The sequence below is a fragment of the Betaproteobacteria bacterium genome, from assembly GCA_016720925.1.
GTDB lineage: Bacteria > Pseudomonadota > Gammaproteobacteria > Burkholderiales > Usitatibacteraceae > UKL13-2.
Window position 1 is genome coordinate 431,643 of the sequence record JADKJR010000003.1, and the last position, 13,712, is coordinate 445,354.

General features: G+C 58.7%; 7 protein-coding genes. 3 read left to right on the forward strand and 4 right to left on the reverse strand.

The genetic code is table 11. The annotated features are described in order from the left end of the window. Nucleotides 1–71: 71 nt before the first annotated feature. The gene (locus IPP88_06110) at nucleotides 72–1,661 is read right to left on the reverse strand and encodes an alpha-amylase (GenBank protein MBL0122311.1); all 1,590 of its coding nucleotides are present in this window, start codon (nucleotides 1,659–1,661) and stop codon (nucleotides 72–74) included. A 302-nt stretch (nucleotides 1,662–1,963) separates the two neighbouring features. Between IPP88_06110 and IPP88_06115 the strand changes: the two genes are divergently transcribed. After that, nucleotides 1,964–4,777, forward strand: coding sequence for a DUF3372 domain-containing protein (locus tag IPP88_06115; GenBank protein MBL0122312.1), 2,814 nt, complete (start codon nucleotides 1,964–1,966; stop codon nucleotides 4,775–4,777). 12 nt (nucleotides 4,778–4,789) lie between these two features. Here IPP88_06115 and glk read toward each other — a convergent pair whose 3' ends face one another. Further along, the gene (glk, locus tag IPP88_06120; GenBank protein ID MBL0122313.1) at nucleotides 4,790–5,791 is read right to left on the reverse strand and encodes a glucokinase; all 1,002 of its coding nucleotides are present in this window, start codon (nucleotides 5,789–5,791) and stop codon (nucleotides 4,790–4,792) included. A gap of 717 nt (nucleotides 5,792–6,508) precedes the next feature. Between glk and IPP88_06125 the strand changes: the two genes are divergently transcribed. Further along, nucleotides 6,509–8,374 (forward strand): glucokinase, encoded by a 1,866-nt coding sequence (locus IPP88_06125; protein MBL0122314.1) that lies wholly within the window; start codon nucleotides 6,509–6,511, stop codon nucleotides 8,372–8,374. Nucleotides 8,375–8,526: 152 nt separating this feature from the next. Next, nucleotides 8,527–11,307, forward strand: a complete 2,781-nt coding sequence (gene ppc, locus IPP88_06130) for a phosphoenolpyruvate carboxylase (GenBank protein MBL0122315.1) — start codon at nucleotides 8,527–8,529, stop codon at nucleotides 11,305–11,307. A gap of 271 nt (nucleotides 11,308–11,578) precedes the next feature. On the opposite strand, the gene zwf is transcribed toward ppc, so the two are convergent. Next, nucleotides 11,579–13,051, reverse strand: a complete 1,473-nt coding sequence (zwf, locus tag IPP88_06135) for a glucose-6-phosphate dehydrogenase (protein ID MBL0122316.1) — start codon at nucleotides 13,049–13,051, stop codon at nucleotides 11,579–11,581. After that, nucleotides 13,048–13,710, reverse strand: coding sequence for a bifunctional 4-hydroxy-2-oxoglutarate aldolase/2-dehydro-3-deoxy-phosphogluconate aldolase (gene eda, locus IPP88_06140; GenBank protein MBL0122317.1), 663 nt, complete (start codon nucleotides 13,708–13,710; stop codon nucleotides 13,048–13,050). The genes zwf and eda overlap by 4 nt, the downstream gene beginning before the upstream one ends. Nucleotides 13,711–13,712: the final 2 nt, after the last annotated feature.

Here is a 13,712-nt window from a genome sequence, read left to right on the forward strand (position 1 = left end):
TGGCGCGCCGTTTGGGGCAAAAAGACCCGGAAAGGCGCGCCCATGCTTGTGTTTGCCTGCTTAACCGAAGATCAACGGCGAACGCTGAACACTCGAACCGATTGCGCATCGATTGCAATTGATGCGGCGCCTTTCGCATCCGCCGTCGAGGCCAGCGCGGTGGCCGGATAGGCTGCGACAAGTGTCGCGCCGATCGGTAGCGCAGCGATTTTCGCCATTGCTGCGGCGGTGCCATAGTTGATCACGACCAGCGTATGGTCGCCTTCGAATTTGCGCTGGTAACTCATCACGCTACCATCGACCGCTGGGTGCTCGTAACTGCCGCGCGCAATTGACGGCAGTGTGTTCCGCAAGTGCAGCATGGCTTTGTAGAACGACAGGATCGAGTTCGGGTCGGCCAGCGCGGCCCGCACGTTCTGTGTTGCGGCATTCGGCGATACGGGTCGAAAAGGCTTTCCAGTGGTGAAGGCGCCACTTCCGGACGCGTCGGCGGTCCAGCTCATCGGTGTACGCAGCTTGATGTCGCCTTTCAGCTCGCTGACGCCCGCCATGCCGATTTCCTCACCGTAATAGATGAAGGGCGTGCCGGGCAGCAGCAGGTAGGAGGCCGCCGCCAGCCGGTACTGCGCCGTGCTGCCGTTCACTTGGTCCCACAGACGTTCACCGGCGAAGAAATCGTGGTTGGACATCATCGTGGCCATCGTCATTGGCGCGGTCGTGAAATAGTCGGCGACCGCGCGGATTGCCTCCGGCTTGCCGCGCGCCGCGTCGGCAATGTGGTATTGCAGGCCAAATGCAAAGGCGCTGCGACAGGCATCAGGCGCAGCCCAGCTAATCGGATTGGCAGTGCCTTCGCAAACCATGTAACGGTGTTTGTAGGAGCCCATCAGCGCATTGACCCGGCCCATCAACGCAAAGCTTTCGGGCTGGTCTCTCCAATCGGTCGCGCTGCGTTCGATCAAATGGGAAACAGCGTCAAAGCGAAAGCCGTCCAGCCCGCGGTTGAGCCAGAACTTCAGGCTGTCACGGTGGTAATCGATGACGGCGGGATTCTCAAGATTGAAGTCGGGCATATGCGGGCCAAACGTACCGTAGTAAGTGCCGCCCGATGACCCGTGCCATGGGTTTTTGCCCCAAATTTCCCAGCCGGTGGGGGCGGGCTCTTTCCAGATATACCAGTCACGATCAGGGCTGGTGCGTGATGCGGCCTCGACGAACAGCGGATGACTCGTCGCACTGTGATTGATGACGTAGTCCATGATCACGCCGATTCCGCGTGCGTGCGCCTCGCGAACCAGTTCGTCGAAATCCGCCAGCGTGCCGTAAGCGGGTTCCAGCGTTCGGAAATCCGTGACCGCGTACCCATGGTCGTGATCGGCGCTTTGCGTAATCGGCAGTAACCAAATACCCTTGATGCCCAGGTCGCGCAGGTAGTCCAGGCTCTGTGTGACGCCTCGTAGATCGCCGATGCCGTCGCCATCGCTATCGCGCCATGCGCGCACGAAAATTTCGATGAATGCGCCGTGCTGCCAGCCAGCGGACAATTTGCTGCCGGGATCAATAGCGGTTACCGCGCTGATATCCGTCGTCGGTGCGCGTGGGCTGTCGAGGCTGCGGCTGGCGGTGCCGGCGCAGGCGCTGAGCAATATCGAGAGAAGCATTGTGGCGACGGTTGTGGCAGTACGGGTCCGGGTTACGGCATGGCGCATGTTTGCCTTCTTGAAGGTGGCTATTAATGCCGTTACATTACAAAATGTCCTCATGAAAAGATATAGCCCATCACATGGCGCATCAATTGCCACGCGATGACCAAAGCAAGACGAAAAGCAGCAACTATCGGTAACCCTCGAGCGAGGGCGGGTGAATCAATTCAGTTTCATTTCAGGATTACGGCGGCGGAGATCCATGATCGCCGATTTGGCCTCGGGAATATTGTCGGAGTAAAAACGCGCGGAGGCAGACGATGGAATCGCAACGAAGAGCAGTCGCCGTTGGGCCTGTGTCGCATTCACACTTACGGGGGGCTTTGCGCGCCCTAAATGTTGGCGGACTGGGTGATGGAACCGCACAACCACTCCGCGCAGATTCGACGGTTGCGCTTGCGCGCGAGGTCTGTGACCAGGCGCCATTTCAGGAGGTGTTGCGCCCTGTCAGTGGCGATTCGTATCGCGGCGATGCGCGGGCTGTCTGGTTAACGAAGCAATGGATGAAATGGCCCGGCGTCGATGGCGCGGGATTCTTTCGGCTATACCATTCCGCGCACGGGCGAATCGTCGCGCTGCCGAAGGTGCCGGTAACCGGGGCCGATGGAAAGATATTGGTCGACGTTTTTTCCAGCAAGGTCCGGGCGGATATCGCGGCACGCTTCAAGTACCTCGGGGATGGCGCAATTCTGTCGTTGCCTGATATTGAACTGGCCCGCCTGCCAGAATTGCTCAGGCAGCAATTGGTGCTGGTAAAGGAGGACGGGATAGGCAATGTGCTGGACGCCACGGCGGTGCAGTTGGCGGGAGCACTTGATGACCGGTATGCAAGCGCCGTACGAAAAGATGATTTGGGGGTATCAGTGTCCGCCGGCGATACGCGTTTTCGGTTATGGGCGCCGACCGCAAGACAGGTTGCAGTGTGTGTCTACGAAACCGGTGCGAGCACAGCGCTTCAAGTCGCGCCGATGCGGTGGGACGCCGAGTCGGGGATCTGGTCTCATGAGTTGCCAGGCGATCTTTCTGGCAAGTATTACAGCTACGTGGTTGACGTATATGCGCCCGGCATCGGGCTGGTGCGCAATCGCGTCACGGACCCTTACTCAGTCAGCCTGACAACCGACTCGAAACGCAGCTATATCGCCAATCTTCACAGTCCAAACCTCAAGCCGCCTGGCTGGGATGGTGATCAAGTGCCGGCCAAAGTGCAAGCCCAGACGGACATGGTGATTTACGAACTGCATGTGCGCGATTTTTCGATCAACGATCCCTCGGTGCCTGCCGCGCACCAGGGAAAGTACACCGCATTTAATTACCCCGGCTCAGTCGGCATGAAACATTTGAAGGCATTGTCGGATGCCGGGATGACGGATGTTCAGCTGCTGCCGGTATTTGATTTCGCGACGGTACCAGAGGGCCGCTGCCTGTCGCCTGTGATTGACACGCGTAACGTGGTGGCCGCAAGCGAAGCACAGCAAGCGGCGGTGATGGCGGTCAAGGATCGGGACTGTTTCAACTGGGGGTACGACCCGCTTCACTACACGGCGCCGGAGGGCAGCTATGCGACCAATGCCGCGGACGGCGCGCGCCGGATCATTGAGTTCAGGCAGATGGTGGCAGCCCTTCACCGCATGGGCCTGCGCGTGGGCATGGACGTCGTGTACAACCACACGTCGGCGTCCGGGCAACATGAAAAGTCGGTACTGGATCGAATCGTACCGGGCTACTACCAGCGGCTGAATGCGAGCGGCGCGGTTGAAAAATCCACTTGCTGCGAAAACACCGGCACCGAGAATCTGATGATGGCCAAACTCATGGTCGATTCGGTGCTGACGTGGGCGCGCGAATACAAGATCGATTCATTTCGCTTCGACCTGATGGGTCACCAGCCGCGTGCAGTCATGGACGAATTGAAGGGACGGCTCAAAGCGGCGACCGGGCGCGACATTCAATTGATCGGCGAAGGCTGGAATTTCGGCGAGGTGGCGGATGGGGCGCGTTTTTTGCAGGCGTCGCAGTTGTCGCTCAACGGTTCCGGCATTGCTACTTTCAGTGATCGCGGTCGCGATGCCGTACGTGGCGGCGGGGCGGCCGACAAAGGCGACGACATGATCAAGCGTCAGGGCTACATCAATGGGCTGGGCTATGACCGCAACTCGCTCGCAAGTACGGAGGGCGCGGCAGTGGAATTACTTCGCGCCGCGGATATGGTGCGCGTGGGATTGGCGGGTTCCCTGCGCGTTTACCCGCTCAAAACCTATCGCGATGAGGTTACGCTGTTACACAAGATCGATTATGCGGGCCAGCCTGCAGGCTACGTGAGTGAACCTGCCGAGGTAGTGAATTATGTCGAGAATCACGATAACCAGACGCTTTTCGATATCAACGTCTACAAGCTGCCTGTCGCCACCAGCCGCGAGGACCGTGCGCGGGTACAGATTCTCGGCCTCGCCATTACCGCGTTCAGCCAAGGGGTGGCGTATTTTCACGCCGGCGGGGAAATGTTGCGCAGCAAATCTCTGGATCGCAATAGCTTCGATTCCGGCGACTGGTTCAATCGAATCGACTGGAGTGGTCGCGACAATTACTTCGCAACCGGCGCCCCGCTAAAGGCGGACAACGGTGATGATTACAACCTGATCAAGCCGCTGCTGAATAATCCTGCCATCAAGCCAACGTCAACCGAGATTGCGTGGACGCGCAATGCTTTTCTGGACCTGTTGCGCATTCGCGCAAGTACGCCATTGTTCCGCCTGCGTGCCGCCAGCGAAATCAGTACACGCTTGACGTTTCACAACACGGGTTCCCGCCAAATTCCAACCGTGTTGGCGGGACATCTGAACGGTGTCGGACTTTCGGGCTCGCGTTTCCGTGAGCTGATTTATCTGATCAATGTCGATAAGGTGCCCCGGGAAGTTCGAATTGACGTCCTGGCTGGCAAGTCATTCAAATTGCATCCCGTGCACACGAGCTCGGCGGCGGACAAACGCGTGACACGCGAGGCCCGTTTTGAATCATCAAGCGGAACGTTTCACGTACCGTCGCGTAGTGCGGCGGTCTTCGTCGTACCGTGATTGCCGACGACGCTATCCGGTGATCACCGTTTCCTGCGTGGCATTGCGCACCAGCCCGCTAAGGCCTGGATAGGGCGTCGTGATCACGGCGGTACTGATATCGCGCAGGTATTCCGAGAAGCGGCCCTTGGCCTCAAAATGCTCGCGGAAACCGGATTGCGCAAGAAATTCTCCCAGCTTGGGCACGATGCCGCCCGCGATGAATACGCCCCCGCGCGCGCCCAACGTCAACGCCAGGTTGCCGGCAATGCAGCCAAGAAATGAACAGAATGCTTCCATCGTGTGCTCGCACAATTTATCAGTGCGGCTGATACCCAGGTTGCCGATTTCTTCGGCTCCCAATTCTTGTTCAAAGGCCAATCCTTCGACTTCCGCCACCGCGCGCCGCAGTGTCGGCAGGCCGATCCCGGACACCAGTCTTTCCGCTGACACATGCGCATGAATCTGGCGGGCGGCGCGCAACAATTCGCCCTGATACGCGGTCGCCGCCGCAAGCGTCACGTGTCCGCCTTCGCCGCATAACGTTTGCCACGTACCTGGTCGCCCGCGTATAGGCAAGACGCCGGCGACGCCGAGCCCGGTTCCCGGGCCAATCACACCCATCGCATGTTGCGAGTTGGGCGATGCCGGCCCGACGAGCACGTAATCACTTGGGATGAGATGTGGCAATACGAGCGCAATAGCTTCGAAATCGTTAAAGACATCAATGCTGCCCACGCCAATATGTTGCGCAAATCTCGCTCGCTCCAATATCCAGTGACTATTGGTGACTTTGATCGGACCGGCCGATACAGCGGTTGCAATGGCAATCGCCACGTGGGCAGGTCGGCTGCCTCCTTGAAACCGCGTAAGGTAATCCAATGCGGCATCTTCCGGCCGCGGATAATCCACGCAAAGCAGCGTTTCTACACCTGCCAACGGCGCGCCGGATTGTGCAATCCAGCCGAATCTGGCGTTGGTGCCACCAATGTCGGCAACCAGGAGGGGGAAAAAATTGTTGATGCTTACGGACACTGGGGTACCTCTATGTTTTCCAGTGCATGGACTGGTGATCGCTTCGCATCGGCAGGGCGCGATGAATGGATGAGCGCGTTCAGTTTGGCGGCCCAATGCAATATGCGGGCGATGCGCGCCATTATTGGTTTAGTACCACCACGGCGCGTTACGCTTTGCGAAGCGGCTGCAGTCACAAGTTCGGCGACAACATCAGTGCATGTTTGGTGATTCGGGAGCCGATCGATCTGAGCGCAAATTCCAATGTTGCCGAGCATGGGGTGAAATAGTATTTTCATGTGAAAAACGATGAGGCGACCTCGCCCGCGCGGGACAAACTAGCTTCCTACATGTAAAGCTGTGACGGCAATGCAGGTTTGGCGCGAATGTATTCTCAACAGCAGGCTGGAATCGAATTCCCTGCACTTGATAATAACCAAATTGCAGAGTCGTAAAGTAGCAAAACTACAGAAATAAGTAAACGATTTTTCGTGTCTGTTCCGGATATTCCCCAAGAATATGAGGGGTGTCACGGAGAATATCACAGTGTGCAGCAGGTCATGCCAACATCGATACACGAAAAAATGTGCAGCGATGAAGTGTAATTTACCTACATTCGCCAACGCCGATTGATCCGCCAAGACGTAGCAACAACGCGGAAGTGTAGTTAAACTACCTAAATTCCTGAAACTTTGTGTGACGCGGTGACCCTAACGCGCACCAATAGAAAGATTTCACATGGCATTCAATGACGGCGCCCGGTTGCTGGCGGATATCGGTAGCTCCTATGCCCGCTTTGCACTGGAAATTGAGCGCGGCAAGTTCGAGCGCCTGAGTACGGTGAAATGTGCCGACTACACTGATTTTGGCAGCGCATTGCGCGCCTACTTCGATACGGTGAAAGACGCCGGCGTCAGGCACGCCGCCGTGGCCATCAGCAACCCGGTTGAAGGCGACCTCGTGCGCATGACCAATTACCACTGGCAGTTTTCCATCGAGCAAACACGACTCGATTGCGGACTCGATACGTTGCTGGTCGTCAACGACTACACGGCGCTGGCGGTGGGTTTGCCGCACTTGCGTGACGATCAACGCCGACAGGTGGGGCCAGGGCAATCCGAGGCGCGTAGCGTGATTGGGTTGCTTGGGGCCGGTACCGGGCTTGGCGTTTCCGGTTTGATCCCGGCGGACGATGGCTGGATCTCCCTGGGATCACAGGGAGGACACGTGAGCTTCTCACCCGCGGACAAACGCGAGATCGCGATCCTTGAATATGCGTGGAAGCAATTCCCCCACGTTTCGGCTGAACGGCTGATCTCGGGCAGTGGCCTCGAACTGATTTACCGCGCGTTGAATCACATCGCCGGCAAACCGGCACAATCGCTCGCAGCTACCACGATCACCGCGCGTGGCTTGAAAGGCCAATGTGTCGAATGTGCGCAAGCGCTGGAGGTTTTCTGTGGCATTCTGGGTGGCGTAGCGGCCAATCTCGCCGTGACGCTGGGCGCATTTGGCGGGATCTACATTGGCGGATCAATTGTGCCCCGTTTGGGCAAGTATTTTGATGCCTCTCCATTCCGGCGGCGCTTCGAGGCAAAGGGCCGCTTCTCGTCGTACGTGGCGAATATTCCCACCTATGTCATCACCGCTGATAACGCCACGTTTGTAGGCGCGGCGGCTATCCTGGACGCGCAGTTGCGCAAGCGCGGCACCTCCTCTTCGATCCTTGAGCGCATCCGGCAATCCCAGGCCGCGTTATCCCCCGCCGAACGTCGCGTGGCGAATCTGGTGCTGTCGCGCCCCCGATCGATTCTTAACGATCCCATCGTCGAAATAGCCCGCTCGGCCGACGTAAGCCAACCGACCGTAGTTCGTTTCTGCCGTACGCTGGGATGCGAGGGGCTGTCGGATTTCAAGTTGCGCCTGGCATCGAGCCTCACGGGCACCATTCCTGTAACGCACACGCAAGTGACCAACGACGACTCCACCCTCGAATTGGGCGACAAGGTCCTGGGCAACACCGCCAGCGCCATCCTGCAAATGCGCGATCAGATCAACCGGAAGTCGATCGATCAGGCCATCGACGCGTTGATCAAAGCCAAACGCATCGAATTTTTTGCAGTGGGCAACTACGGGATCGTGGCCGAAGACGCGCAGTACAAGTTCCTGCGGTTTGGCTTGCCGACCAGCGCCTACACGGAACCGCGCCTGCAGTTGATGGCGGCAAACGTGCTGACGCCAGATGACGTGGTGGTGGTCGTTTCCAGTACCGGGCGGATACCGGAATTGAATTTGGCCGTTGAAGCAGCGCTCGAACGTGGCGCAAAGGTCATTGCCATCACTGCCAACCAGTCGCCGCTCGCGAAGCATGCCACGGTGACCATTGCCCTGGACCATTCAGAAGATGTAGCAACGCAAGTGCCGATGATCAGCCGGGTCTTGTATCTGCTGGTGATCGACATCCTCGCGGTCGGCGTCGCGATGCGTACGGGTGCGCATGAAAGGGTGCACTCCCTGCAAGAAAGTTCGAATTACCGGGGCTCTGAACAGCCGGCCGCCCCGGGCAATCGATTGGCACGATTGGTTTCCCACAGTCGAGAGTAATGATCCCGTTCGTGTCGCTACCGGCCGAGAACTTGTCGCGGTTGATGACGGCGTTTATATCGAAAACGAACCGATTCGCGAGTGTGCCGGGATGGCGCCAACCAGAGTACCAGCCAAAATCATGATTCACTATTTGCAGGAGATCAAACGCCGTGGCGCAAGATGAAAAAGATGCCCGCCTGGGCCAGGAGATCCAGTCGCTTGGTCGCATGCTTGGTGATGTCATTCGCGCCGCCAACGGCGAAGCGATTTTCAATCGAATCGAGCATATTCGAAAGTTGGCGGTCGCATTGCGTCGCACCGCTGCGCCGAGCGGTGGCGAAGATATCACCACCCTGAAATCGCAGCTTGATCATGAATTGGACGGCCTCAGTATCGACCAGACGCTGAGTGTGGTGAGAGCATTCAGTCATTTCTCGCTACTGGCCAATATCGCGGAAGACCGGCACCAGAACCGTCGCCGCCGTGTGCACCGTCTGGCAGGCTCACCGCCGCAGATGGGTAGCCTGCAGCATGCCCTCGATACCCTGGCGGCGCGAAATATTTCGGCGGGCGAGATCCGCACATGGTTGCGCGGGTCGCTGGTCAGCCCGGTGCTGACCGCGCATCCAACCGAAGTGCAACGCAAGACGGTGCTCGATTGCGAACGCGAGATCGCGCGGTTGATGTCCCACCTTGAGCGCCAGGATCTCCTGCCCGAGGAGCGTGCCGAGATCGACGACAGCCTGAAGCGGTCAATCCTTCAGTTGTGGCAAACGGCGATGCTGCGATTGTCTCGTCTGCGGGTGATCGATGAGATTGAAAATGGCCTGAGCTTCTACCGTTATACGTTCTTGTCGGAACTACCAAAAATATATTGTGATATTGAAAAATCGCTCCTGGAACGCACGCCGGGCGATCGAGAGCGCGTTCCAACATTTTTCCGGATGGGATCATGGATCGGCGGCGATCGGGATGGCAATCCTTTTGTCACCGCCGAATCCCTTCAAGGTGCGATGCGGCGTCAGTCGATGGTTGCTTTCGAGCACTACCTGTTCGAAGTCCATCACCTCGGTGGAGAACTGTCGATGTCGAGTCGCCTGGTAATGCCGACGGCGGCGCTGCTGGCGCTTTCACAAAAATCGGGCGATACGTCCGCGCATCGGCAGGACGAGCCATATCGTCAGGCGCTGATTGGCGTATATGCCCGGCTCGCCGCCACCATGGCATTGCTTGCCAATGCCGAACCGATTCGCCGGCCGGAGGTAACGCTTGAACCGTACGCGAGTCCGCAGGAATTTCGCGATGATCTCGATACGATCGCCGCATCGCTTGCCACCCACGCCAGCGCGGCCCTCGCCGCCGGCCGCTTGGCACAGTTGCGTTACGCCGTCGACATATTCGGCTTTCATCTCGCCTCACTTGACCTCCGGCAGAATTCAGATGTGCATGAAGTTGTGGTGGCCGAATTGTTGGCGAAAGCCGCCGTGTCTCCCAACTATTTGCAGCTTGACGAAGCGGCGCGCGTGTCGCTGCTGTTGAGCGAACTCGCCAACCCGCGTCCGCTGCGGATTGCAGGTGAGGAATATAGCGAGCTTGCGGTTGGCGAGCTGGGTGTGTTTCAGGCTGCCGCCGGAATCAACGCCCGATTCGGCGGCGATGCCGTGCCGAACGCGATCATTTCCAAGGCGCAGTCAGTCAGCGACCTGCTGGAAGTGGGATTGTTGCTAAAAGAAACCGGTTCACTGGTGTCAAGAAATGGCCTGCCGCGATTGAAAATTTCGATCGTTCCTTTGTTCGAAACCATCACCGATCTGCAAGCCGCCGCCGGAATCATGCGCGCCGCATTTGCGCTGCCTCAATATCGCGCGTGGCTGGATAGCCAGGGCGGATTACAGGAAATCATGCTCGGCTATTCGGACAGCAACAAGGACGGCGGCTACCTCACGGCGAACTGGGAACTCTATTGCGCGCAAAAAGGCCTGGTCGATCTGGCAGCCGAGGCTAACGTCCGGCTGCGAATGTTTCACGGGCGCGGCGGCACGGTCGGTCGTGGCGGCGGACCGACCTTCGAGGCGATCCTCGCACAACCCGACGGATGTTCCGCGGCCGGCCTGCGAATCACCGAGCAGGGGGAGGTGATCGCCGCAAAGTATTCCGATACCGAACGCGGCCGGCGAAATTTCGAAACGCTTGTTTCGGCCGCGATGCTATCCAATTTTCCTGCCGAAGAGCGGCGCGATCAACCGCAGTGGTGGGAAGTGATGCATCAACTCTCGGCGAGCGCCTGCGAGACTTACCGCGAGCTGGTCTATGAAACGCCAGGCTTTGTGGATTTCTTCCGCGCCGCGACCCCTATCAGCGAAATCGCCGGGCTCAACATTGGCAGCCGGCCCGCGTCGCGCAAACCCTCACAATCCATCGCCGACTTGCGCGCGATCCCGTGGGTCTTCAGCTGGAGCCAGTGCCGCCTCTCCATTCCCGGTTGGTACGGATTCGGCAGCGCATTGCAGCGCTGGATCGATACCGCGCCTCAAGGTCGCGTTGCCGCGCTGGCAAGCCTGCGTGAAATGTACGCGGACTGGCCCTTTTTTCGAACGGTACTTGCCAACATGGACATGGTGCTTGCCAAGACCGATCTCGCCATTGCCACCCGCTACGCCGAGTTGGTGCCCGATCAGGAATTGGCCGAACGGATTTTGTCGATCATCCGATCGGAGTGGCAACGAAGCGTCGACATGTTGCGCGCGATCACCGATGCAACGGCATTCCTCCATGATAACCCGGCACTGGCGCGCAGTATCCGTAATCGCTTTCCCTATCTCGACCCTCTAAACCACTTGCAGATCGATCTGTTGCGGCGCTATCGGGCGGGCCAGACCGATGAGCGGACCAAGCGGGCGATACATCTCACAATCAACGGCCTAGCGGCGGGACTGCGGAATAGTGGATGAGGCCAGGCATTGAACAGGCTCTGCGGCCTGTTCAATGCCTGCCGAATCCGAGCGCCATGCAGGGCGCGAGGTGGAAGAGGCGTGGACAAAATGATGTCCCCGCGGACCTCTTTGTGCCTCGCGAATCCGAGCCGCATGCTGGCGACATGGCGGACAAACGCGGACAAAAGAACGTAGATGTCCATTTGGCGAGGTGTTCGCGGCACAAATGCCCGGAAAACCCCGTCAGCGCTAGACTTTCTACAATTTGTCGGCGAGTGGAGTCGTAAACCTATTCGTGCCACGAATGCCCATTGCGCTCCGTCATCGCGATCGCCGCACTCGGCCCCCAGCTTCCGGCCGAGTAGGGCTTGACCTTCTGGCCGGTCGTTTTCCAGCCATCAATGATGCCGTCAATCCACTGCCACGCCGCCTCGACTTCATCGCGCCGTACAAACAAGGCCGAGTTGTTCTTCAGCACATCGAGCAGCATGCGTTCATAGGCGATGCGGCGGCGGGTTTCGCCAAACGCGTCGCCGAGTGACAGATTCAACGGCACTTGCGCGAGCTTCACTTCGTTCATGCCCGGCTTCTTGTGCATCAATGTCAGCGTGATCATCTCATCGGGCTGCAGCTTGATCAGCAGCGTATTGGGTGCAAGGGTCGCGCCGATGTCCGCGAAGATGTTGTACGGAGCTGGCTTGAACTGGATCATGATTTCGCTGGAGCGCTTCTGCAGACGCTTACCGGTGCGCAGATAGAATGGCACGCCGGCCCATCGCCAGTTATTGACCTCCACGCGTAGCGCGACGAATGATTCGGTATCGCTCGCTGGGCTTGCGCCCGTTTCTTCAAGGTATCCTAACGCCGCAGCGCCGCCGCTGAAACCGGACGTGTACTGGCCACGCACGGTGTGGTTCGCGACATCGGCGGCTGTGATGGGCCGTAGCGACCACAACACCTTGACCTTTTCATTGCGTACCGCGGAAGGGGTAAAGCTGGCCGGGGGTTCCATTGCGACCAGGCAAAGCAATTGCAGCATGTGACTCTGGATCATGTCCCGCAACGCGCCGGTGCCGTCATAAAATGGCCAGCGGCCTTCAACCCCGACCGTTTCCGCGACGGTAATCTGTACCTGCTCGATGGCATTGGCATTCCACAGCGGCTCGAAGATCGCATTGGCGAATCGCAGCGCCAGCAGGTTTTGCACCGCTTCCTTGCCGAGGTAATGATCGATGCGAAATACCTGGTTCTCATCGAATGCGGCGCCGATCGCTTCGTTGACCCTGCGCGCGGAGTCCGTATTGGTTCCGATCGGCTTTTCGATGGTGATGCGGGACAGCTTGTCGACCAGTCCCGCATCACGCAGCGCTAGGCAAATCGGCCCGAACAGCTGCGGGCCGGTGGAGAGGTAGTACATCACGCCGCCCTCGCCCGGCAGTAGAGCTTGCTTGATGGGGTCCAGTCCACCAACGGCTTGAATATTTATCGTGACATAGCGGATTCGCTTGGCGAAGGATTCAAAAAAGGCTTCGTCGAAAAGCTTTGCGTTGGCAGATTTCTGGATGGCATCTTTCACCTTGGCAATGAATGCCTCGTCCGACAGAACCGACGTCGCGGCGCCGACCAACTGGAATTGCTTCGGCAACAGTCCGTCCTTGTCCAACGCATACAGCGAGGGCCATAGCATGCGCTTTGCGAGGTCGCCGGTCGCACCAAAAAGAACGAGGGCGCGACATTCGGGGGCAGAAGCGTTTGAAATCATGGGGTGGTCGTGTCCAATGGGTTGTTTTTGGCGAGGTGTTTGGAAAGGAGCGCAGCCGCTTGTGCCCGGCGGCTTATTTCATCCCAGTTCTTTTCGGCGATCAGTGCTGCCGGTGATAACCATGAACCACCCACGCATGCAACATTGGGTAATGCAAGGTATGCCGCCGCCGAGTCTGCATCGATGCCGCCCGTGGGGCAGAACACAACTTGCGGAAAAGGTCCTCCCAGCGCTTTGAGCATTTCGACGCCTCCCGCTTGGCGGGCCGGGAACAATTTCATGGCGGTGAAGCCGGCATCGAGGGCACGCATCACGTCCGACGGTGTCATCGATCCCGGAAGAAATGGGAAGCCGGACGTCGAAGCATGTGCAAGAAGCGAGCGCGTCGTGCCGGGGCTCACGCCAAACTGTGCACCCGCGTCACGCGCCGCATTCATTTCGGCGATATTCGTGATCGTGCCGACCCCAACGATCGCGTGCGGAACCGCGGCCCGAATGGCGCGCACGCAGCCGAGTGCCGCGGGTGTTCGCAGCGTGACCTCCAGAACGCGAATGCCGCCGCTGACCAGCGCATCAGCCAACGGAATTGCGTCGCCGACGCGATCAAGCACAATGACCGGCATTACCGGGCTGGCGGCCAGAATTTCGCGGATGGGAATCA

Bases quoted from the DNA above. Each gene is read 5' to 3' on its own strand.
- IPP88_06110 (MBL0122311.1), bottom strand. From the start codon at position 1,661: ATGCTTCTCTCGATATTGCTCAGCGCCTGCGCCGGCACCGCCAGCCGC.
- IPP88_06115 (MBL0122312.1), top strand. From the start codon at position 1,964: ATGGAATCGCAACGAAGAGCAGTCGCCGTTGGGCCTGTGTCGCATTCA.
- IPP88_06125 (MBL0122314.1), top strand. From the start codon at position 6,509: ATGGCATTCAATGACGGCGCCCGGTTGCTGGCGGATATCGGTAGCTCC.
- zwf (MBL0122316.1), bottom strand. From the start codon at position 13,051: ATGATTTCAAACGCTTCTGCCCCCGAATGTCGCGCCCTCGTTCTTTTT.